The sequence below is a fragment of the Micromonospora sp. BQ11 genome (assembly GCF_052068135.1).
GTDB lineage: Bacteria > Actinomycetota > Actinomycetes > Mycobacteriales > Micromonosporaceae > Micromonospora.
Map to the genome: position 1 here is coordinate 12280 of NZ_JBQHDB010000013.1, position 20914 is coordinate 33193.

20 protein-coding genes are annotated in these 20914 nt (G+C 73.0%); 16 read left to right on the forward strand and 4 right to left on the reverse strand.

Features of this window, described 5'->3' with window-relative positions; translation table 11 throughout:
• Nucleotides 1-13: 13 nt before the first annotated feature.
• Genes ACTMSW_RS24210 through ACTMSW_RS24220 form a run of 3 tightly spaced genes read left to right on the forward strand, consistent with a single transcriptional unit; the run spans nucleotide 14 to nucleotide 3053 of the window.
• Nucleotides 14-1120, forward strand: coding sequence for an AAA family ATPase (locus ACTMSW_RS24210; protein ID WP_441182974.1), 1107 nt, complete (start codon nucleotides 14-16; stop codon nucleotides 1118-1120).
• Nucleotides 1099-2106 (forward strand): DUF58 domain-containing protein, encoded by a 1008-nt coding sequence (locus ACTMSW_RS24215; RefSeq protein ID WP_441182975.1) that lies wholly within the window; start codon nucleotides 1099-1101, stop codon nucleotides 2104-2106. The genes ACTMSW_RS24210 and ACTMSW_RS24215 overlap by 22 nt, the downstream gene beginning before the upstream one ends.
• Nucleotides 2103-3053 carry a VWA domain-containing protein gene (locus ACTMSW_RS24220; protein ID WP_441182976.1) on the forward strand — a complete coding sequence of 317 codons (951 nt, stop codon included), beginning with the start codon at nucleotides 2103-2105 and terminating at the stop codon, nucleotides 3051-3053. The genes ACTMSW_RS24215 and ACTMSW_RS24220 overlap by 4 nt, the downstream gene beginning before the upstream one ends.
• A 48-nt stretch (nucleotides 3054-3101) precedes the next feature.
• Here the strand turns inward: ACTMSW_RS24220 and ACTMSW_RS24225 are convergent, their stop codons facing one another.
• On the reverse strand, nucleotides 3102-3263 hold the full coding sequence (locus ACTMSW_RS24225; protein WP_357037833.1) for a hypothetical protein: 162 nt from the start codon (nucleotides 3261-3263) through the stop codon (nucleotides 3102-3104).
• A 422-nt stretch (nucleotides 3264-3685) separates the two neighbouring features.
• Between ACTMSW_RS24225 and fabG the strand changes: the two genes are divergently transcribed.
• The 5 genes from fabG (at nucleotide 3686) to ACTMSW_RS24250 (ending at nucleotide 7894) form a co-directional block, all read left to right on the forward strand.
• Nucleotides 3686-4390, forward strand: coding sequence for a 3-oxoacyl-ACP reductase FabG (gene fabG, locus ACTMSW_RS24230; protein WP_441182977.1), 705 nt, complete (start codon nucleotides 3686-3688; stop codon nucleotides 4388-4390).
• 24 nt (nucleotides 4391-4414) lie between these two features.
• Nucleotides 4415-5182: an enoyl-ACP reductase FabI gene (gene fabI / locus ACTMSW_RS24235; protein WP_441182978.1), complete on the forward strand. Its 768-nt coding sequence runs from the start codon at nucleotides 4415-4417 to the stop codon at nucleotides 5180-5182.
• Between the two features lie 112 nt (nucleotides 5183-5294).
• Nucleotides 5295-6326: a ferrochelatase gene (locus tag ACTMSW_RS24240; RefSeq protein ID WP_441182979.1), complete on the forward strand. Its 1032-nt coding sequence runs from the start codon at nucleotides 5295-5297 to the stop codon at nucleotides 6324-6326.
• 31 nt (nucleotides 6327-6357) lie between these two features.
• Nucleotides 6358-7137: an HAD-IIA family hydrolase gene (locus ACTMSW_RS24245; RefSeq protein ID WP_441182980.1), complete on the forward strand. Its 780-nt coding sequence runs from the start codon at nucleotides 6358-6360 to the stop codon at nucleotides 7135-7137.
• Nucleotides 7138-7312: 175 nt separating this feature from the next.
• Nucleotides 7313-7894, forward strand: a complete 582-nt coding sequence (locus tag ACTMSW_RS24250; RefSeq protein ID WP_441182981.1) for a Uma2 family endonuclease — start codon at nucleotides 7313-7315, stop codon at nucleotides 7892-7894.
• A gap of 8 nt (nucleotides 7895-7902) precedes the next feature.
• Here the strand turns inward: ACTMSW_RS24250 and ACTMSW_RS24255 are convergent, their stop codons facing one another.
• Entirely contained in the window at nucleotides 7903-8697 is a 795-nt protein-coding gene (locus tag ACTMSW_RS24255; protein WP_441182982.1) for a hypothetical protein, read from the reverse strand.
• 193 nt (nucleotides 8698-8890) lie between these two features.
• Here ACTMSW_RS24255 and ACTMSW_RS24260 point away from each other — a divergent pair, with 193 nt between their 5' ends.
• Nucleotides 8891-9706, forward strand: coding sequence for a DUF3097 domain-containing protein (locus ACTMSW_RS24260; protein ID WP_441182983.1), 816 nt, complete (start codon nucleotides 8891-8893; stop codon nucleotides 9704-9706).
• Between the two features lie 12 nt (nucleotides 9707-9718).
• On the opposite strand, the gene ACTMSW_RS24265 is transcribed toward ACTMSW_RS24260, so the two are convergent.
• A complete protein-coding gene (locus ACTMSW_RS24265) occupies nucleotides 9719-11035 on the reverse strand; it encodes a serine hydrolase domain-containing protein (protein ID WP_441182984.1) in 1317 nt (438 codons plus the stop codon).
• A gap of 83 nt (nucleotides 11036-11118) precedes the next feature.
• On the opposite strand from ACTMSW_RS24265, the gene ACTMSW_RS24270 reads away from it, so the two are divergent.
• From ACTMSW_RS24270 to ACTMSW_RS24285, 4 genes are all read left to right on the forward strand, one after another.
• Nucleotides 11119-11592, forward strand: a complete 474-nt coding sequence (locus tag ACTMSW_RS24270) for an NfeD family protein (RefSeq protein WP_441182985.1) — start codon at nucleotides 11119-11121, stop codon at nucleotides 11590-11592.
• A 4-nt stretch (nucleotides 11593-11596) separates the two neighbouring features.
• Nucleotides 11597-12706, forward strand: coding sequence for an SPFH domain-containing protein (locus ACTMSW_RS24275; RefSeq protein ID WP_441182986.1), 1110 nt, complete (start codon nucleotides 11597-11599; stop codon nucleotides 12704-12706).
• 127 nt (nucleotides 12707-12833) lie between these two features.
• The gene (locus ACTMSW_RS24280; RefSeq protein ID WP_441182987.1) at nucleotides 12834-13616 is read left to right on the forward strand and encodes a hypothetical protein; all 783 of its coding nucleotides are present in this window, start codon (nucleotides 12834-12836) and stop codon (nucleotides 13614-13616) included.
• Nucleotides 13617-13771: 155 nt separating this feature from the next.
• Nucleotides 13772-15973, forward strand: a complete 2202-nt coding sequence (locus ACTMSW_RS24285; RefSeq protein WP_441182988.1) for a transglycosylase domain-containing protein — start codon at nucleotides 13772-13774, stop codon at nucleotides 15971-15973.
• 21 nt (nucleotides 15974-15994) lie between these two features.
• Here the strand turns inward: ACTMSW_RS24285 and ACTMSW_RS24290 are convergent, their stop codons facing one another.
• On the reverse strand, nucleotides 15995-16252 hold the full coding sequence (locus ACTMSW_RS24290; RefSeq protein WP_441182989.1) for a hypothetical protein: 258 nt from the start codon (nucleotides 16250-16252) through the stop codon (nucleotides 15995-15997).
• 388 nt (nucleotides 16253-16640) lie between these two features.
• Here ACTMSW_RS24290 and ACTMSW_RS24295 point away from each other — a divergent pair, with 388 nt between their 5' ends.
• The 3 genes from ACTMSW_RS24295 to ACTMSW_RS24305 all read left to right on the forward strand — a co-directional run bounded on the left by ACTMSW_RS24295 (nucleotide 16641) and on the right by ACTMSW_RS24305 (nucleotide 20891).
• Nucleotides 16641-17516, forward strand: a complete 876-nt coding sequence (locus ACTMSW_RS24295) for a TrmH family RNA methyltransferase (protein WP_441183121.1) — start codon at nucleotides 16641-16643, stop codon at nucleotides 17514-17516.
• Between the two features lie 36 nt (nucleotides 17517-17552).
• Entirely contained in the window at nucleotides 17553-19004 is a 1452-nt protein-coding gene (gene argG / locus ACTMSW_RS24300; RefSeq protein ID WP_441182990.1) for an argininosuccinate synthase, read from the forward strand.
• 78 nt (nucleotides 19005-19082) lie between these two features.
• The gene (locus tag ACTMSW_RS24305) at nucleotides 19083-20891 is read left to right on the forward strand and encodes a PucR family transcriptional regulator (protein WP_441182991.1); all 1809 of its coding nucleotides are present in this window, start codon (nucleotides 19083-19085) and stop codon (nucleotides 20889-20891) included.
• Nucleotides 20892-20914 lie beyond the last annotated feature (23 nt).

Genomic DNA, 20914 nt, shown 5'->3' on the forward strand with positions numbered 1-20914 from the left:
CTGTGGAGGACCGGTGGCCCAGCCGACCATGCCCGACGCTCCGACCCCGAACGGGGCCGGCCCGGAGACACCCGCCCCGGCGACCACGCCGGCTGAGGACGCGACGCTGCTGGAGCGGGCGCTGTTCGAGATCAAGCGGGTGATCGTCGGCCAGGACCGGATGGTCGAGCGGATGTTCGTCGCGCTGCTCGCCCGGGGACACTGCCTCCTGGAGGGCGTTCCCGGCGTGGCCAAGACGCTCGCCGTGGAGACCCTCGCCAAGGTCGTCGGCGGTTCCTTCGCCCGGGTGCAGTTCACCCCCGACCTGGTGCCGGCCGACATCATGGGCACCCGGATCTACCGGCAGTCCAGTGAGAAGTTCGACGTCGAGCTGGGCCCGGTCTTCGTCAACTTCCTGCTCGCCGACGAGATCAACCGCGCGCCGGCCAAGGTGCAGTCGGCGCTGCTGGAGGTGATGAGCGAGGGCCAGGTCTCCATCGGCGGTGAGACCCACCGGGTACCGCGACCGTTCCTGGTGATGGCGACCCAGAACCCGATCGAGCAGGAGGGCGTCTACCCGCTGCCGGAGGCGCAGCGGGACCGGTTCCTCATGAAGATCGTCGTCGGTTACCCCACCGACGCCGAGGAGCGGGAGATCGTCTACCGGATGGGCGTCGCCCCGCCCGAGCCGACGCCGGTGTTCACCACCGCCGACCTGACCGCCCTGCAGCACAAGGCCGACCAGGTCTTCGTGCACAACGCCCTGGTCGACTACGCGGTCCGGCTGGTGCTGGCCACCCGGTCCCCGGCCGAGCACGGCATGCCGGACGTCGCCCAGCTCATCCAGTACGGCGCCAGCCCCCGCGCCTCGCTCGGCCTGGTCCGGGCCACCCGCGCGCTGGCCCTGTTGCGCGGCCGCGACTACGCGCTGCCGCAGGACGTGCAGGACATCGCCCCGGACATCCTGCGGCACCGGCTGGTGCTCAGTTACGACGCGCTCGCCGACGACGTGCCCGCCGACCATGTCGTGCACCGGGTGATGTCGACCATCCCGCTGCCGTCCGTCGCGCCCCGACAGCAGTCCAGCCCCACGCCGACCACCGCGCCGCCCGCGGCCGGTTGGCCCGGGCAGCGGCCGTGACCCCACCCACCCGTCGGCCGGCCGACGTACCCCACGACCGTACCGAGGCGGTCCTGTCCCGCCTGCAACTCCTGGTCACCCGCAAGCTCGACGGCCTGCTCCAGGGCGACTACGCCGGCCTGCTGCCCGGACCGGGCAGTGAGGCGGGGGAGTCCCGCGAGTACCGCCCCGGCGACGACGTACGCCGGATGGACTGGCCCGTCACGGCCCGCACGACGATGCCGCACGTCCGGCGTACGGTGGCCGACCGCGAGCTGGAGACGTGGCTCGCGGTCGACCTGTCGGCCAGCCTGGACTTCGGCACCGGTCAGTGGCTCAAGCGCGACGTGGTGGTGGCCGCCGCCGCCGCACTGACCCACCTGACCGTCCGGGGCGGCAACCGGATCGGCGCGGTCGTCGGCAGCGGCTCCGCTCCCGTCGCCCCGGCCGGTCGGTGGCGGCGTGCTCCAGCTCCGGCCGCCGGCCCGGGCGTCCTGACCCGGCTGCCCGCCCGCGGCGGCCGCAAGGAGGCGCACGGCCTGATGCGGGCCATCGCCGCCACCGAGATCCACCCCGGCCGCAGCGATCTCGGTGCCCTTGTCGACATGCTGAACCGGCCGCCCCGGCGGCGCGGTGTGGCGGTGGTGATCTCCGACTTCCTCGCGCCGGTGCCGCAGTGGGCCCGTCCGCTGCGCAAGCTGCGGGTCCGGCACGACGTGCTGGCCATCGAGGTGGTGGACCCCCGGGAACTGGAACTGCCCGACGTGGGGGTGCTCCCGGTCGTCGACCCGGAGACCGGCGAACTGCACGAGGTGCAGACGGCCGACCCGCGCCTGCGGCAGCGCTACGCCGAGGCGGCCGCCGCCCAGCGGGCGGAGATCTCCGCCGCTCTGCGCGGTGCCGGGGCCGCGCACCTGCGACTGCGTACCGACCGTGACTGGCTGCTGGACATGGTGCGATTCGTGGCCGCGCAGCGGCACGCCCGCACCCGAGGGACGACACGATGATCCGATTTCTGCAACCGTGGTGGTTGCTGGCCGTGCTGCCGGTGCTCGCCCTCGCGGCGTTCTACGTCTGGCGGCAACTGCACCGCCGGGCCTACGCGATGCGGTTCACCAATGTGGACCTGCTGCGTACGGTCGCGCCGAAGGGGCTGGGCTGGCGGCGGCACGTCCCGGCGACGGCGTTCCTGCTCTGCCTGCTGGTGCTCGCCACCGCGCTGGCCCGGCCCGCGGTGGACACCCGGGAGCCGCTGGAGCGGGCGACGGTGATGCTCGCCATCGACGTGTCGCTGTCCATGCAGGCCGACGACGTGGCGCCGAACCGGCTGGAGGCGGCCCAGGAGGCGGCCAAGCAGTTCGTCGGCGAGTTGCCGGAGAGCTACAACCTGGGGCTGGTCTCGTTCGCCAAGGCCGCGAACGTGTTGGTGTCGCCCAGCAAGGACCGGGAGGCGGTGGTCGCCGCCATCGACGGACTGGTGCTGGCCGAGGCCACAGCGACCGGTGAGGCGGTGTTCACCTGCCTGGAGGCGATCCGGTCGGTGCCCGCCGACGGTGCGGCCGGCGCACCGCCCGCGCGGATCGTGCTGCTCTCCGACGGCTACCGCACGTCCGGCCGCTCGGTGGAGGAGGCGGCGGCCGCCGCGCAGGCCGCGAACGTACCGGTCTCCACCATCGCGTTCGGCACCGACTCGGGCCAGGTGGACATCGGTGGCCAGTTGCAGCGCGTGCCGGTGGACCGGCTGGCCCTGGCCGACCTGGCGGAGGCCACCGAGGGCTACTTCTACGAGGCCGCCTCGGTGACCGAGCTGAAGCAGGTGTACCAGGACATGGGCAGCTCGATCGGCTTCCGTACCGAGCCACGGGAGATCACCCAGTGGTACGCGGGGGTGGCGCTGCTGCTGGCCCTCTGCGCCGGCGCGCTCAGTCTCCTGTGGTCGTCCCGGATGCTCTGACCCGGCCGACCCCGCGTGCGGCGGGGTCGGCTGGCGGGCCGGCGGTGGTCAGTGACCGCCGCCGGCCAGGACGAACAGCACGGCCACCCAGACGGCGGCGAGGGTGAAGCCCAGCGGGGCGACGTAGCGGCTCATGGACGGCTCCGGGTGGCGACTGGACGGTCCGCCGGGCGGGGTGGGCGGGCCGCAGGGGCTGATCAGGACGCGCACACGAAGTCGTGACCGGGCTGCTCCGGATGGCACACACGGGCCGGCCCGGCCGGGTGGCCGGACGGGCGGGCGGTGCGGCGGGAGCGGAGTCGGGTCAGCTCACCTGCTGAGTCGTGGCTCAGCGGGACTGACGGACGGCCCGGCCACGACTGGGAGGATCGCTATCTCGCACAGCGATCACCTCCTGCGGTCGGCGGGGCCCGGAACGCGGGCACCGAAGGCCCGCAAACGCGGATCATCGTACACCCGCCGATGCCTGCCCCCGGACTCGGCCGACCGGTCGGCCGAGTCCGGGACCGGCGGCCGGCGACGGACGCCGGTCGACGGCGGCCGGGGCCCGCCCCGATCGGCCGTTAGCGCTTACCTACCGGTAACGCCTAGGCTCCGACGCGACGCGAGATCAGCTGAGCAGAGGGGGAGCCGTGGCCCGTACCGTGCTGGTGACCGGGGGCAACCGGGGAATCGGCCTGGCCATCGCGCAGGCCTTCGCCAAGCAGGGCGACCGGGTGGCGGTGACCCACCGCAGCGGTGACGCGCCCGAGGGGTTGTTCGGGGTGCGCTGCGACGTGACCGACCAGGAGTCGGTCGACGCCGCCTTCACCGCCGTCGAGGCGGAGCTGGGGCCGGTCGAGGTGCTGGTCGCCAATGCCGGCATCACCGACGACACGCTGCTCATGCGGATGAGCGAGGAGCAGTTCACCCGGGTGCTGGACACCAACCTCACCGGCTCGTTCCGCTGCGCTAAGCGGGCGTCGGCCAGGATGCTCCGCGCGAAGTGGGGCCGGATGGTCTTCATCTCGTCGGTGGTCGGCCTCTACGGTGGCCCGGGTCAGGTCAACTACGCCGCCAGCAAGGCGGGGCTGGTCGGTGTGGCCCGCTCGATCACCCGGGAGCTGGGCTCGCGCAACATCACCGCCAACGTGGTCGCGCCCGGCTTCATCGACACCGACATGACCGCCGCGCTGCCCGAGGACCGCAGGGCGGAGTACCGCAAGGCCATCCCCGCCGGCCGGTTCGCCACCCCGGACGAGGTGGCCGGGGTGGTCACCTGGCTCGCCGGGGACAGCGCCGGATACGTGTCGGGCGCGGTCATCCCGGTCGACGGCGGCCTGGGCATGGGTCACTGAGCAAGCACGGAGGAAGGTCAACACATGTCAGGACTGCTCGCCGGTAAGCGGCTGCTGGTCACCGGCGTCATCACCGACGCCTCGATCGCCTTCTCGGTGGCGAAGCTCGCCCAGGAGAACGGCGCGCAGGTCGTGCTCACCGGCTACGGCCGGCTCTCCCTGGTCGAGCGGATCGCCAAGCGGCTGCCCGAGCCCGCTCCGGTGATCGAGCTGGACGTGACCAACGCGGAGCAGCTGGCCGGGCTGGCCGACAAGGTCCGCGAGCACGCCGACGGCCTCGACGGCGTGGTCCACTCCATCGGCTTCGCCCCGCAGAGCTGCCTGGGCGGCGGCTTCCTCGACGCCCCCTGGTCGGACGTCGCCACCGCCCTGCAGGTCTCGACGTACTCCTACACCTCCCTGGCCATGGCGGCCCTGCCGCTGATGTCCCCCGGTGGCGCGGTGGTCGGGCTGACCTTCGACGCCACGAAGGCGTGGCCGGTCTACGACTGGATGGGCGTGGCCAAGGCCGGCCTGGAGTCCGCGTCCCGCTACCTCGCGCTGCACCTGGGCAAGCAGGGCATCCGCAGCAACCTGGTCGCCGCCGGGCCGCTGCGCACCATCGCCGCCAAGTCGATCCCCGGCTTCGACCAGTTCGAGGACGCCTGGACCGAACGGGCCCCGCTGGGCTGGAACCTGACCGACCAGGAGCCGGCCGCGCGGGCCTGCCTGGCGCTCCTGTCGGACTGGTTCCCGGCGACCACCGGCGAGATCGTCCACGTCGACGGCGGGTACCACGCCATCGGCGCCTGAGGTGAAAGGAGGGGCCCCCTGTTAACGCCTCAGGTAGAGGAAGGGGCCCCTCTTAACAGCCGGAAGCAGGGGGCGTCGTCGCGCCGCGAGCGGCGGGGGCGAGAATGGGACCATGGCGTACGACGCGGTGGTGCTGGTTTCCTTCGGCGGGCCCGAACGGCCCGAGGACGTGATGCCCTTCCTGCAGAACGTGACCCGGGGCCGGGGCGTGCCTCCGGAGCGGCTGGAGGAGGTCGCGGAGCACTACCAGCACTTCGGTGGCGTCTCCCCGATCAACCAGCAGTGCCGCGAGCTGCTGGCCGCGATCCGGGAGGACTTCGCCGCCAACGGCATCGACCTGCCGGTCTACTGGGGCAACCGGAACTGGCACCCGATGCTCGCCGACACCGTGGCGCAGATGCGCGACGACGGCGTACGGCACGCCCTGGCGTTCGTGACCAGCGCGTTCGGCGGCTACTCGTCCTGCCGGCAGTACCAGGAGGACATCGCCGCCGCCCGCGCCGCCGTCGGCGCCGACGCCCCGATGATCGAGAAGCTGCGCCAGTTCTGGGACCACCCGGGCTTCGTCGAGCCGCACGCCGACGCGGTGCGGGCCGCGCTCGCGCAGCTCGACCCGGCGAAGCGGTCCACCACCCGGCTGGTCTTCACCGCCCACTCGATCCCCAACTCGATGGACGCCAACGCCGGCCCGCACGGCAACCGGTACACGGCACAGCTCGCCGAGACAGCCCGGCTGGTGCACGCCGCGTCCGCCCCCGACCTGCCGTACGACCTGGTCTGGCAGAGCCGGTCCGGCCCGCCGCAGGTGCCGTGGCTGGAGCCGGACGTCAACGACCACCTCGCCGCGCTCGCCGCGCAGGGCGTCACCAGCGTCGTGGTCAGCCCGATCGGCTTCGTCTCCGACCATCTCGAGGTGGTGTGGGACCTGGACACCGAGGCGCTGGACACCGCCAAGCAGCTCGGCCTGGACTTCGTCCGGGCCGGTACGCCGGGCACCGACCCGCGTTTCGTCACGATGGTCCGGGAGCTGGTCCGGGAACGGATCGACCCGGACGGCGTGGCCCTGCGCCGCCGCCTCGGCGAGCTGCCGCTGTGGGACACCTGCCCCACGGTCTGCTGCGTGCCGGCGCGTCGCGCCTCCTGACCGCCACCCCGACACCCCCCTGGGACGACACATGCTTGACCGCAAGCCCGTCGAGAGCTGGCTGACCGACATGGACGGCGTTCTCGTTCACGAGGGCCAGCCCGTGCCCGGAGCGCCGGAGTTCGTGTCCCGGCTGCGTACCTCCGGCAAGCCCTTCCTGGTGCTGACGAACAACTCCATCTACACGCCGCGGGACCTCCAGGCCCGGCTGGCCCGGATGGGGCTGGACGTGCCGGAGACGGCCATCTGGTCCTCGGCCCTGGCCACCGCCCAGTTCCTGGCCGACCAGCGGCCGGGCGGTACCGCGTACGTCATCGGGGAGGCGGGGCTGACCACGGCGCTGCACGCGGTCGGGTACGTGCTGACCGACTTCGCGCCGGACTACGTGGTGCTGGGGGAGACCCGCACCTACAGCTTCGAGGCGATCACCAAGGCCGTCCGGCTGATCAACGACGGGGCCCGGTTCATCTGCACCAACCCGGACGTGACGGGGCCGTCGGTGGAGGGCGCCCTGCCCGCGGCCGGCTCGGTCGCCGCGATGATCTCCAAGGCGACCGGGGTCGAGCCGTACTTCGTCGGCAAGCCGAACCCGATGATGATGCGCTCGGCGCTCAACACGATCAACGCGCACTCGGAGACGACGGCGATGATCGGCGACCGGATGGACACCGACATCCTCTGCGGGCTGGAGGCGGGCCTGGAGACGATCCTGGTCCTCACCGGCATCAGCAGCCGCGCCGAGGCGGAGCGCTACCCGTACCGGCCGTCGCGGATAGTCGACTCGGTCGCCGACCTGATCGACGAGATCTGACCGGCCGCCGTCCCGGTCGGCGCACCACCATGTCGATCCGCTGCGCCCGCGCCGCTACTCGCCGCACAGAACCACAACCACCTGGTACGGTGCCTGACCGCTCAAGAGCGCCGCGCACGAGATTCGCCGACCGTGCGGTTAGGCTGATCCGTAGGCCGACAGCGGGAGGGTGTGGATGAGTGCTCAACCGGTGTTCGAGTGGCCGAAGCCACCGCCCGGCGGCTACACCGCCGAGGACCTGGATCGACTCCCGGACCTGCCGCCACACACCGAGCTCATCGACGCGAGTCTCGTCTTCGTGAGTCCGCAGAAGGCCTTCCACTCCCTTGCTGTGGATCTGCTGGTGCACGGACTTCGGCGAACGGCCCCGAAGCATCTGCGGGTGCGACGGGAGATGTCGGTGACGCTCGGCCCCCGCCAGCGACCGGAGCCGGATCTGTTGGTGGTGCGGGCCAGCGCGGAGACCGGGCCGGACCAGACGTGGTACCCGCCGGACGCGGTGGAGCTGGTGGTCGAGGTCGTTTCACCGGACTCCGAAGAGCGTGACCGGGAGCGGAAGCCGCAGCTGTACGCCAAGGCCGGCATCCGGCACTTCTGGCGAGTGGAGGACGGCTCCGGAGGCGCGATCGTCCTGTACGCCTACGAACTGGACCCCGCCACCCACGCGTACGCCCTGACCGGCATCTACCACGACCGGCTGTCGGTGAAGCTGCCGTTCGAGGTGGACCTCGACCTGACCGAGATCGACCAGCTCTGACCCACGCCCTACGGGCGCAGGGGGGCGTTGCAGGCGGCGACGAGGGCCTGGCGGCAGGCGGTGGTCAGCGGGCGCAGGGCCGCGTCCCGCTGCTGGGCCTCGTAGTTGTTGACAGCGCCGCCCGGTGCGGCGTGCCCGGCCAGCGCGAGCACCCGGTCGAGCACGGCGGCCCGGGCGAAGAGCCGGCGGGCGCGCGGGTCGAACCCGGGCGGCAGGTCGGTCGCCCCGTCGGGCCGGCGCAGCGCCTCCAGCGCCCCGGCCAGCTCCGGTCGCCACTGGGCGACGTCGAGCCGGGTCAGCGCGGCAGTGGTCTCGGCGAGAGCCGCCGCCAGCTCCGCCTCGGCCTCAGCCGCGCCGGGCAGCATGCGGGAGGCCGCGGGGGCGTCCGGGGGCAGCGGGTAGAACCGCCACAGCACGGTCTCGAAGGCGTCCCCGGAGCCGGAGACGTGGGTGCGGACCTCGGGGATCAGGCCGAGGCCGCCGGCGACCACGGCCTCACCGGCGAGCAGCGCCGCGCCGGCGAAGTCACCGGGGCCGGGCAACCCGCGCGGATCGCCTGGCGCGGGCAGCACCAGGCGGATCTCGTCCGGCGAGAGCCGGGCCAGGGTGGGCAGCGCCTGCGGCAGCGGTACGTCGGTCCAGGTGCCGGGCGCGTCGGCGACCAGGTGCTCCTCGTCGCCGGCGATGGCGTCGGCGACCTCGTCGAAGGGCACCAACCCGGCGCGCCACGCGCGTACCCAGGCAACGAACCGGCTCGACCGGCGCGGCGTGATCGTCGCCGCGCCCGCTGCGGGGGTGGACATGCCGAAAGGGTACGTGGTCACCGCCGCCCCTGTCTCGACTGCCGCTCCGTCGGCGTCGCCTGCCCGTTTCGCACCCGCGTGTCCTCGGAGGACCGGTCACCGGTCGATGTCCGGGCCGACCGGGGACGGCCGGCGCCGGTCCTCGGCGTGGCGCTGGGTGCGGTGTGACGGGGACGGGGTTAGCGTGATCGACATGGCGGGGCGATACGCGGACGACGTGCTGGCGGGCGACTGGCGACGGCGGAAGGTCACCCCGGAGGTGGACGCGGAGCCGGACCTGGTGGTCGAGGACGTCGACTCGGGGTTCTGCGGCGCGGTGGTCGGCTTCGAGTCCGGTGCGGTGGTGCTGGAGGACCGGCACGGGCGGCGGCGCAACTTCCCGCTGCTGCCGGCGGCGTTCCTGCTCGACGGTCGGCCGGTCACCCTGCGCCGCCCGAGCCGCACCCCGGTGCCCGCCGCCCGCCGGCGTACGGCGTCCGGCTCGATCGCGGTGGACGGCGTTCGCGCCCAGGTGGCCAAGGCCAGCCGGATCTGGGTCGAGGGCGTCCACGACGCCGCGCTGGTCGAGCGCATCTGGGGCGATGACCTGCGCATCGAGGGCGTGGTGGTGGAGCCGCTGGACGGCATCGACGCCCTCGACGCGGAGGTGCGCGGGTTCGGGCCCGGCCCGACGCGGCGGCTGGGCGTGCTCGTCGACCACCTGGTGCCCGGCTCGAAGGAGAGTCGGATCGTGGCGCGGGTGACCTCGCCGCACGTGCTGATCACCGGGCACCCGTACGTCGACGTGTGGCAGGCGGTGAAGCCGTCGGCGCTGGGTATCCCGGCGTGGCCCGTGGTGCCACCGGGCCGGCCGTGGAAGGAGGGGGTGTGCGCCGCGCTCGGCGTCGCCGCGCCCGCCGACATGTGGCGGCACATCCTGTCCCGGGTCGACAGCTTCGCCGACGTGGAGACCCCGCTGATCAACGCGATGGAACGCCTGATCGACTTCGTCACCGAGCCGCAGGGCTGACGCCGCCCCCGGTCAGGGCTCCTGGTCGGGGGTGCGGGTGAACACGAACGTCGCGATGTCCAGCGCGACCACCGTGCCGGCCGGGTCGCGCAGCACCGTGAGGATCTCCCCGTTCTCCGGGCCGGTTCGACCGCGCCAGCGGTCCGGCCCGTTCGGGACGAAGCGGCTCACCCGTTCACCCCGTACGTGCGCCACCAGTTCGCCGGTGGCCCGGTCCCAGACCAGGTCGAGGGACGTCCCCATCCACCACCACCGGCCGGTCAGGTCGACCAGGTCCGCCGGTGGCGGCGCGGTCGCCGGCCGCCACGGCGTGACCGCCGTCGGCTCGGTGTCCAGCACCATGGTCAGCACCTCCCGGCTCAGCCCGCCGATGTGTCCGACCCGGAAGCCGTACGCGTTGGCGAAGGCGACCACCGCGGTGCGCGAGGGCCGGTGCACGGTCAGGGCGGCCACGTAGCCGGGCATCGAGCCGCCGTGGCCGACGTACACGCGCTCGCCCTCGCGGTAGAGCTCCAGCCCCAGGCCGTGTCCGCCGGACCAGGTGTCCAGGTCGCTGATGACCACCGGGGCGCACATCTCGGCCAGCGTCTCCGCCGCCAGCACCTGCGGGGCGGGGTCGGCGAGGAAGGCCGCCCACCGGCCCAGGTCCTCGATCGTCGACCACAGCTGCCCGGCCGGGGCCATCGCCCCGGTGTCGGTCCGGGGCTCCTCCCGCAGCGTCTCGTGCCACGGATGGACGACGTAGCCGCGGGCGAAGGGCTCGGTGGCCGCGTACGTGGTGCGCCGCAGGCCCAGCGGGACGAGCAGGCGCTCGGTCAGCAGCTCGGCCCAGGGCGTGCCGGTGATCCGTTCCAGCACCCCGCCGAGCAGCCCGTACGCCAGGTTCGAGTAGTGGTACGCCCGGTGCGGCGGGTACGCGATCTTCTCCGGGCCCACGCCGGTGAGCAGGGTGGCCAGCTCCACGCCCTCGGCCCGCTCCCACCAGTCGCCGCCGGGCTCCCGCTGGAGCCCGCTGGCGTGCCCGAGCAGCTGGCGGATGGTCAGGGCGCCGACGCCGGTGCCGGGCAGGTGCGCGTCGAGGGGATCGTCCAGGGACAGGTGGCCGGCGTCCCGTTCCTGCATGACCAGCGTCGCGGTCATGGTCTTGCTGATCGAGCCGAGCCGGTACTGGAGGTCGCCGTACGGGCGGGGGTGGTCCCCGGCGGTGGCGAGGTGCGTCAGCGTGCCGTCCCGGACGACGCCCAGCACCAGCGACGGCGTACGGCCGGCGGCCTGTGCCCGGGCGACGAGGTCGTCGATCCGGTGGGTGGTTTCGGGCAGCAAGGGCACGGTGTCTCCTCCTGACGGCGTGGCCCGAGCCTACTGATCATGACAATTCGATGACAGGTGCATCGGCATGTCACGATCGAGGTGTGGATGCGGTGTGGTGGATCGTTCTGGGTGCTCTGTTGGCGGTCGCCGAGATCTTCACGATGACGTTGTTCCTGCTCATGTTCGCCGTCGGCGCGTTCGCCGCCGCCGGTGCCGCGGCGCTCGGCGCGCCGGTCGGGATCCAGGCGATCGTCTTCGCGATCGTGTCGGCGCTGACCGTGCTGGGTGCACGCCCGACGCTGCGCCGGCACCGCCGGTCGGCGGTGGAGAGCGGCGAGCAGCCGTTCGGTGTGGAGGCGATCGAGGGCAGCACGGCGCTGGTCCTGGAGTCGGTCGGCACCGACCACGGTCTGGTCAAGATCGACGGCGAGTTGTGGCAGGCGCGCGCGTACGACGCGACCCAGTCCTTCGCCCCCGGCGAACGGGTGCAGGTGGTCCAGGTGCGAGGGGCCACCGCGCTCGTGTGGCGGGACGACATTTCTCCTTCCGGGGACCTACCCGAAGCGAAAAGGTGAGCACATGGAAATCGTTCTCCCGGTCCTGCTGATAGCCGTGGCGCTGATCGCGGTGATCACCCTGGCCAAGGCGGTGCGGATCGTGCCGCAGCAGCGTCAGGACGTCGTCGAGCGGCTCGGCAAGTACAAGCGCACCCTGAACCCGGGCCTGAACCTCCTGGTTCCGTTCATCGACGCGGTGCGTACCAAGGTCGACATGCGGGAGCAGGTGGTCAGCTTCCCGCCGCAGCCGGTGATCACCTCGGACAACCTGGTGGTCTCGATCGACACGGTCCTCTACTTCAAGGTGGTCGACGCGGTCCGGGCGACCTACGAGATCTCGAACTTCCTCCAGGCGATCGAGCAGCTCACCGTCACGACGCTGCGCAACGTGATCGGCTCGCTCGATCTGGAGCGGGCACTGACCAGCCGCGAGGAGATCAACCGGCACCTCTCCGGCGTCCTGGACGAGACCACCGGCCGGTGGGGCATCAAGGTCACCCGGGTCGAGATCAAGGCGATCGAGCCGCCGGCCAGCATCCGCGACTCGATGGAGAAGCAGATGCGCGCCGAGCGGGACCGCCGGGCGGCGATCCTCACCGCCGAGGGGCACAAGCAGTCGCAGATCCTCACCGCCGAGGGTGAGAAGCAGTCCGCGGTCCTGCGGGCCGACGGTGACCGGCAGGCCCGGATCCTCCAGGCCGAGGGTCAGGCGAAGGCGATCCGCACGGTCTTCGACGCGATCCACCAGGCGAACCCGAGCCAGAAGGTGCTCGCCTACCAGTACCTGCAGGCACTGCCCCAGATCGCCCAGGGCAGTGCCAACAAGGTCTGGATCGTCCCGGCCGAGCTGACCAAGGCCCTGGAGGGCATGGGCGGCGCCCTCGGTGGCCTGAGCCAGATGGTGGGGGACGTCCCCGCGCCGGAGGCGGCCGACCATGCGAGCCAGGTCGAGCGCGAGGCGGCCGAGGCCGCGCAGGCGGCGGCGGCAGCCGCGCAGGAGATCCACGACGAGGTACGCGTGGCCGAGGCGCAGGCCAGCGGCGGGAAGACCCCGCAGGGGCTGCCGGCGCCGGAGCCGGTCTCCCCGGCGAGCCTGCTGGCCGACCCGGCCGACCAGCGCGAACGAGGCTGACCTAAACGCGAGAACTACTCATGAGGCGCTCCGACGCCTGCCACCATCGGTCCTAGGACGGGCGGTGACCAGGCATCGGGGCGCCTCGGCGCGTCTCGCGCCGCCCGTGGGACGGGCGAGGTGAGGCATGAGGGAGCCGGCGAAGCGGGCACGGTCCGCTACCCCGGTCGGGGCGCACGACCCCGCCGGACCGATCGGGACGCGGCGTACCGGCGGTGGGTTCGGGGTGCTGCCGTTCATCGGTGAGCCGGGGCCGCCCGTGCCGGCCACCAACGCGAGCTGGGCCTGGTCGCTGCGCCGGCTCGCCCGGGGGGCGGTCTGGCTGCTGCCCACGTACGCCGTCCTCTACGGCGTCGTGGCGAGGGCCAGCGACGGCGGCGTGGCGACCGACCCGTACCCGGCCGACGGTCGCCCGATCTACCTGATCGCCTGGGTGGCGGCGGTCTGGCTGGGCCTGCTCGCCCTGCTGGCGCTGACCGGGTTGCTGGCCGCGACCCGTAGCCGCTGGTCGGCGGTCGCCGGCCTGCTGGCCAGCATCGCCGGAACGGTGCTCATGCTCCCGTTCGCCGGCCTGGCGGAGCAGACGTCGGTCTTCGGCACCACCGCCCGGATGCTCGTCCTGGTGGGTGCCGGCTTCTACAGCGTGGGATGGCTGCTGACCGGGTGGGCGGTGGCCCGCTCCGGCATGTTCAGCATGGGCGACGGCACCATGCTCATGATCGCCGCTCCGCTGCTCGGCCTGGCCGGCGCGCTGGTCGGGTCGTTGCAGACCTTCGGCGCGATCTTCGTCCTGATCGCCGGTATCGGTATCGGTTACCGCTCCGGCCGCCTGATCCCCGGCGACATCATCCGCGACGCGACCGCCGCCAGCCTCGCCGCCACCCCCGATCGCCGCCCGTCACCCAGGTGATCAAGGAGTTTGCGTCAACCACGGCGCCGATCCTGACGCAAACCTCTTGATCGACAGCCCGGGCCGGGGTGAAGGGCTGGTGGGGGCCGTGAAGTTGCTGACAGTCACCGTCAGGGGTGGTCGGTTGGCGGCTTTCGCGGCAATCCTTGGGGACCATGGCCCTCCGTACGCCGCTGTCGCGGCTGTTCACCGTGCTGCTCGCCGGCGTCCTCGCCGGGCTCGTCCTCGCGGTCGCCGCGCTGCCGGGCAACCTGCTGCTCGGGTTCACCGCGCGGGCGGCGCTCGGCGGATACGCCGCACTGCCCGAGGCGCTGCGTACCCCGGCCACGCCCCAGCGCTCCTACCTCTACGCGAACGACGGCAGGACGCTGATCACGACCTTCTACGACGTGAACCGCACCGACGTGCCGCTGGAGGACATCGCCCCGGTGATGCGGCAGGCGATCGTGGCGGCTGAGGACCGGCGGTTCCACGGCCACGGCGGCGCGGACCTGCGCGGCCTGGCCCGGGCACTGGTCGCCAACGTGCGCGGTGGGGAGACCGCGCAGGGCGGCTCGACCCTGACCATGCAGTACGTCCGCAACGTGCTCAAGACCGACCCGGGACGCACCGCCGAGGAGCGCGCCGCGGCCACCGAGCAGACCATCGGGCGCAAGGTCCAGGAGATCCGGTACGCGACCGCGCTGGAGCAGCGCCTCGGCAAGGACGAGATCCTCAACCGGTACCTGAACATCGCGTACTTCGGGTCCGGCGCGTACGGGATCGCGGCGGCCAGCCAGCGCTACTTCGGCAAGGCCCCGGCCCAGCTCACCCTCGCCGAGTCGGCCCTGCTCGCCGGTCTGGTGCAGTCGCCGGAGGCGTACAGCCCGATCGACGGTGACCGGCAGGCGGCGCTGGACCGCCGGGCGTACGTCCTCGACGCGATGGTCGAGACCGGGGCGATCAGCGCCGAACAGGCGGCGGCGGCCCGGACCGAGAAGCTCACCCTGAAGCCCACCCCGCAGCCCAACGGCTGCACGGCCGTCGCGTCCGGTCACGACGACTGGGGCTTCTTCTGCGACTACCTGCGCAGCTGGTGGCTGACCCAGCCGGCGTTCGGCGCCACCGCCGAGGAGCGGGAGCAGGCGCTGCGCCGGGGCGGCTACACCGTGGTCACGTCGCTGGACCCGCAGGTCCAGGCGACCGCGCAGAAGCAGGCCACCAGCGTGTACTCCTACGACAACGCCCGCGCCCTGCCGATCGCCGCCGTGGAGCCGGGCACCGGCCGGGTCCTCGCCATGGCCGTCAACCGGAAGTACAGCCTGGAGCCGAACCCGGCCGGGCAGACCAACCACCCGAACACGGTCAACCCGCTGATCTCCGGCGGTGACGGCGTGGACGGCTACCAGGCCGGCTCCACGTTCAAGCTGTTCACCATGCTCGCCGCCCTGGAGGCCGGCAAGCCGCTCGCGACCGGCTTCGACGCCCCCGGCCGGCTGCCCACCCGGTACGCGGCCGAGGGCGAGGGCAGCTGCGACGGGCGCTGGTGCCCGGTCAACGCCAACCCGGAGTGGATGGACGGCTACCGGATGATGTGGGACGGCTTCGGCCGCTCGGTGAACACGTACTTCGTGTGGCTGGCCGAGCAGGTCGGGCCGGAGAAGGTGGTCGAGATGGCGCAGCGCCTCGGCATCACCTTCCGGGCCGACGCCGATGCCGCCTTCGCCGCGGACAACGCCGAGAACTGGGGTTCGTTCACCCTCGGGGTGGCCACCACCACCCCGCTGGACCTGGCCAACGCGTACGCGACGGTGGCCGCCGAGGGCACGTACTGCACGCCGCTGCCGGTCGTGTCGGTCACCGCCGCCGACGGCGCGCGGGTGCCGGTGGGCGAGCCGTCCTGCGAGCGGGTCCTCGACGCCGACGTCGCCCGCGCCGCCACCGACGCGGCCCGCTGCCCGGTCGGCCAGCAGTCGGCGTTCGGCCAGTGCAACGGCGGCACCGCCACGTCGGTGAACCGGATCCTGGACGGCCGCCCGGTGGCCGGCAAGACGGGCAGCTCCGAGAGGAACGGCACGGAGAGCTTCGTCGGTTTCACCCCGCAGGTCGCGGTGGCCGGCATCGCGGCCAACCCGGACGACTCGACCGACTCCGTCGGCGGCGCCGTGCAGGCCCGGGTGATCGACGCGGTCGCCCGGGTGATCGCCACGGCGGTCGACGGCCAGCCGGAGCAGGCGTTCGGTGTGCCCAGCCGGGACCTGGTCGGCGAGCCGCGCCGCCCGGTGGAGCGCCGCGAGCCGGAGCGCCGCCCGCAGCCGCCCATCGAGGAGGACGACCCCCTCGCCGACCTGCGCCGCTGGCTCGACCGCCGCGGCTGAGGTGTAAGGAAGGGCCCCTTCTTAACGCCTCGCGTTGTACAGGGGGCCCTTCTTAACACCGCGCAGGGTGGGGGCGAGCACCGCGTCGAGGGCGGCCCGCACCGCCGCGGCGTCGGTGTCGGCGTCGACGACCACGAACGAGCCGAACTCCGGCAGCGACCGGTACCCCTCGTCCAGTGCCGCCAGGTAGCCAGCTCCTCGGTGTCGTACCCGCGCTCCAGCACCCGCTGCTGCGCCAGCGCCGGGGTGACCGCCAGGTAGACGACCACGTCCGGGCACGGGAAGACGGCGTACGCGGCGCGGGCCAGCGCCCGGCCGCGGTCGCGCCGGACGTCCATCACCACGTACTGACACCAGGACCACCGGTCCATCACCGCCACCCGGCCGGACACCCGCGACCAGAGCACCGACCGGGCGATGGCCAGCCACCGCACCGTCGCCTCCAGTGCCACATGGCCGGTACGCCCGAACAGCGCCGGCCCGTCGTGGCGGCCCAGCGCGTGCGCGAGCCGGTTCCACAGCGGCCGGCCGCCCGCGTTCTCGAAGTACCGGGCCGGCGTGCCGCCGGCGGTCAGCCGGTCGGCCAGCGCTCGAGCCTGCGTGGTCATGTCGATGCCGTCGATGCCGACGAGGGCGACGATCACGGGACGGGGCACGTCAGGGGACGATAGCGGGACCCCGCAAGCGCGGGCTCGACCTGCGGCTCGGGCAGAATCGCACGGTGCCCGTCCACGAGATCACCGACCCCGACGACGACCGGATCGCCGACTACCGCGCGCTGACCGACGTCGAGCTGCGTACCCGCTGGGAGCCACCGCACGGCCTGTTCATCGCCGAGGGGGAGCTGGTGCTGCGTCGCGCGCTGCGCGCCGGCTACCCGGCCCGGTCGTACCTGGTGGACGCCAAGCGGGTCGACCAGCTCGCCGACCTGGACGTCGGGGACGCGCCGGTCTACGCGGCCACCCCGGACGTGCTGCAACGGGCGACCGGGTTCCACGTGCACCGTGGGGTGCTCGCCTCGTTCCGGCGCAAGCCGCTGCCGACCGCCGTCGAGGTGCTGGCCGCCGCCCGGCGGGTGGTGGTCCTGGAGGACATCAACAACCACACCAATCTCGGCGCGGTGTTCCGCGGCGCGGCGGCGCTGGGCGTGGACGGGGTGCTGCTCTCCCCGTCCTGCGCGGACCCGCTGTACCGGCGCAGCGTACGGGTCAGCATGGGAGAGGTCTTCGCGGTTCCGTACGCCAAGCTCGACCGCTGGCCGGAGGGGCTGGACGAGGTGCGGGCCGCGGGCTTCACCGTGCTCGCCATGACGCCGGCTCCGGATGCCGTACCGATGCAGCGGTTGACGCCGGCGCAGCGCGAGCGGGCGGCGCTGCTCCTCGGGGCCGAGGGCCCCGGCCTGACCGCCGCGGCGCAGTCGGCCAGCGACGTACGGGTGGTCATCCCGATGCGGCGCGGGGTGGACTCGTTGAACGTGGCCGCCGCCGCGGCGGTGGCTTTCTGGGAACTGGGTCGCGACGACCCGCCATTCGGACACTCCTGATTGCATGACCATGCGACCTGGTGCATAATCTTCCTTGTGTCCAAGGTTCTCACCTCCCTGCCCATCGGTGAACGTGTCGGCATCGCCTTCTCCGGCGGCCTCGACACCTCTGTCGCGGTCGCGTGGATGCGCGAAAAGGGCGCCGTGCCCTGCGCCTACACCGCCGACATCGGCCAGTACGACGAGCCCGACATCGCCTCGGTGCCCGGCCGCGCGCTCAGCTACGGCGCCGAGGTCGCCCGACTGGTCGACTGCCGCGCCGCCCTCGTCGAGGAGGGCCTGGCGGCGCTGACCTGCGGGGCCTTCCACATCCGCTCGGGCGGGCGGGCGTACTTCAACACCACCCCACTGGGCCGGGCGGTGACTGGCACCCTGCTGGTGCGGGCGATGATCTCCGACGACGTCCAGATCTGGGGCGACGGCTCGACCTTCAAGGGCAACGACATCGAGCGGTTCTACCGGTACGGCCTGCTGGCCAACCCGCAGCTGCGCATCTACAAGCCGTGGCTCGACACCGACTTCGTCACCGAGCTGGGTGGGCGTAGGGAGATGTCGGAGTGGCTGCTCGAACGCGGCCTGCCGTACCGGGACAGCACCGAGAAGGCGTACTCCACCGACGCCAACATCTGGGGCGCCACGCACGAGGCGAAGATCCTGGAGCACCTCGACACCGGCATCGAGACCGTCAACCCGATCATGGGAGTGCGGTTCTGGGACCCGTCGGTGGAGATCCCGACCGAGGATGTCACGATCGGCTTCGACCAGGGTCGCCCGGTGACGATCAACGGTAAGGAGTTCGGCAGCTCCGTCGACCTGGTGCTGGAGGCCAACGCCATCGGCGGCCGGCACGGCCTGGGCATGTCGGACCAGATCGAGAACCGGATCATCGAGGCCAAGAGCCGGGGCATCTACGAGGCGCCCGGCATGGCGCTGCTGCACGCCGCGTACGAGCGGCTGGTCAACGCCATCCACAACGAGGACACCCTGGCGAACTACCACAGCGAGGGTCGCCGCCTCGGTCGGCTGATGTACGAGGGGCGCTGGCTGGACCCGCAGGCGCTGATGCTGCGCGAGTCGTTGCAGCGCTGGGTCGGCACGGCGGTCACCGGCGAGGTGACGCTGCGGCTGCGCCGGGGCGAGGACTACTCGATCCTGGACACCACCGGCCCGGCGTTCAGCTACCACCCCGACAAGCTGTCGATGGAGCGTACGGAGGACTCGGCGTTCGGTCCGTCGGACCGGATCGGCCAGCTCACCATGCGCAACCTGGACATCGCCGACTCCCGGGCGAAGCTGGAGCAGTACGCCACCCTCGGCATGGTCGGCGGCGCGACTCCCCAGCGGATGGTGGGCGCCGCGCAGGCGGCCTCGACCGGGCTGATCGGTGCGATGCCCCAGGGCGGCGCGGAGGCCATCGCCTCCCGTGGCATCTCCTCCGGCTACGACGAGGCACTCGACCGCGCGGCGATGGAGTTCGGCGTCGACTGAGCGACGCCTCCGCCTGCGAAGGTCGAACTGACCGGGCCACCGACCGGCCGATCGCGCGGCGAGGTCACGGACGGTAACGTGTCGGCCGTGTTCCCTACCGTGCGTGAAGTCCTCGCGTTGGACCCGGTCCGCCACGGCGCTCCGCGCCTGGTCGCCGGTGACGGCGGCCTGGACGCGCCGGTCCGCTGGGTGCACGTGACCGAGGTGCCCGACATCGCCACGCTCCTCGGCGGCGGCGAACTGGTGCTCACCACCGGCATCGGGTTGCCCGCCGACGACGCCGGATTGCGCGCCTTCATCGGCGATCTGGCCGACGTCGGCGTCTCCGGCCTGGTCGTCGAGCTGGGCCGCAGGTACCTCAGCGGGGTGCCCCGGGTGATGGCCGCCGCCGCCGAGCGGCGTGGGCTGCCGCTGGTGGAGCTGCGGCGGGCCACCCCGTTCGTACGGATCACCGAGGCCGTGCACGCGCTGATCGTCGACGCGCAGCTGACCGAGCTGCGGGCCACCGAGGAGATCCACCAGCGCTTCACCGAGCTGTCGGTGGAGGGCGCCGGCCCGGGCGAGGTGGTCCGGCAGGCGGCCGAGCTGTCCGGCTGCCCGGTGGTGCTGGAGAACCTGTCCCGGCAGGTGCTCGCGTACGACCCGGCGGGGGAGAGCGCCGAACTGCTGCTCGACGGGTGGGAGCAGCACTCGCGGCGGATCCGGCCGGCCGGACGGACGGCGTACGACGCCGACAGCGGCTGGCTGGTGACCACGGTCGGGGCACGTGGCCAGGACTGGGGGCGGCTGCTGCTGCGCTGGCCCGGCGGCGGCGACCTGACCACTGCGCCCGCCGGGGAGCGGACCGGCGGTGGCCCGGACGGGCGCGACCCGGCCGCCCCGGCCCCCGCCGCGTCCGGTCGGGCCACCGCGGTACCGCCGACCCGGCTCACCATCCTCGTGGAACGGGCCGCGTCGACGCTCGCGCTGGGCCGGCTCATCCGCCGCGACGCCGAGGGCCTGGAACGGCAGATCCACCGCACCCTGCTCACCGCGCTGCTCGACCACTCGCGGCCGGTGGACGAGGTGGCACTGCGGGCCAAGGCGCTCGGGGTGGTGCTGGACCGCCGGCACCTCGTCGGAGTGGTGGTCCGGCACCGGACCGACGACGGGGCGCCGACGGGTGAACCGGACCCGGAGGCCGCGCCGGCGCGGCTGCGCGACCTGGCCGAGGCGGTCGGTCAGGCGCTGCGGGAGGCGAAACTGACCGCGCTGACCAGTGCCATCGACGACCAGGCCGTCGGCGCGCTGCTGGCCCTGCCCGAGCCGGCCGCCGAGGAGCGCGCGCTGGCCGCGTTCGCCGCTGCGCTCCGGCGGGGCCGGCCCGACGCCTCGGCACCCCGGCAGGCCGACCCGGCCCACCCGGTGCCCCGCCCCCGCGGGCGGGTGGCTGCCACCGGCGCGGTGATCATCGCCGCCGGGTCGGGGGTCGGCAGCCTGCGGGAGGCACGCCGCTCGCTGGTCGAGGCACGGCAGATCGCCGACGCCGCCCGACGCGACCGCCGGGACCTGCCGATCTTCCGGTTGCCGCACGTCGGGCTCACCGGCCTGCTGCACCTGCTGCGGGACGAGCCGCGGGTGCAGACGTTCGTCGAGCGCGAGCTGGGAGCCCTGCTGGCGTACGACGCGCAGCACCCCCGCGAGCAGCTGCTCGGCACCCTGCGGGCGTACCTGGTCGCCGGCCGGAACAAGTCCGCGGCGGCCGCCGCCGCCCACCTGTCCCGACCGGCCTTCTACGAACGGTTGGCCCGGATCGCCCGCATCCTCGACGTCGACCTGGACTCCGTCGAGGCCTGCCTCTCCCTGCACGTGGCCCTGGAAGCCCTCGACGCCATCCGCACCCCCTGACGGGACCCCACTGAGTGCGCACT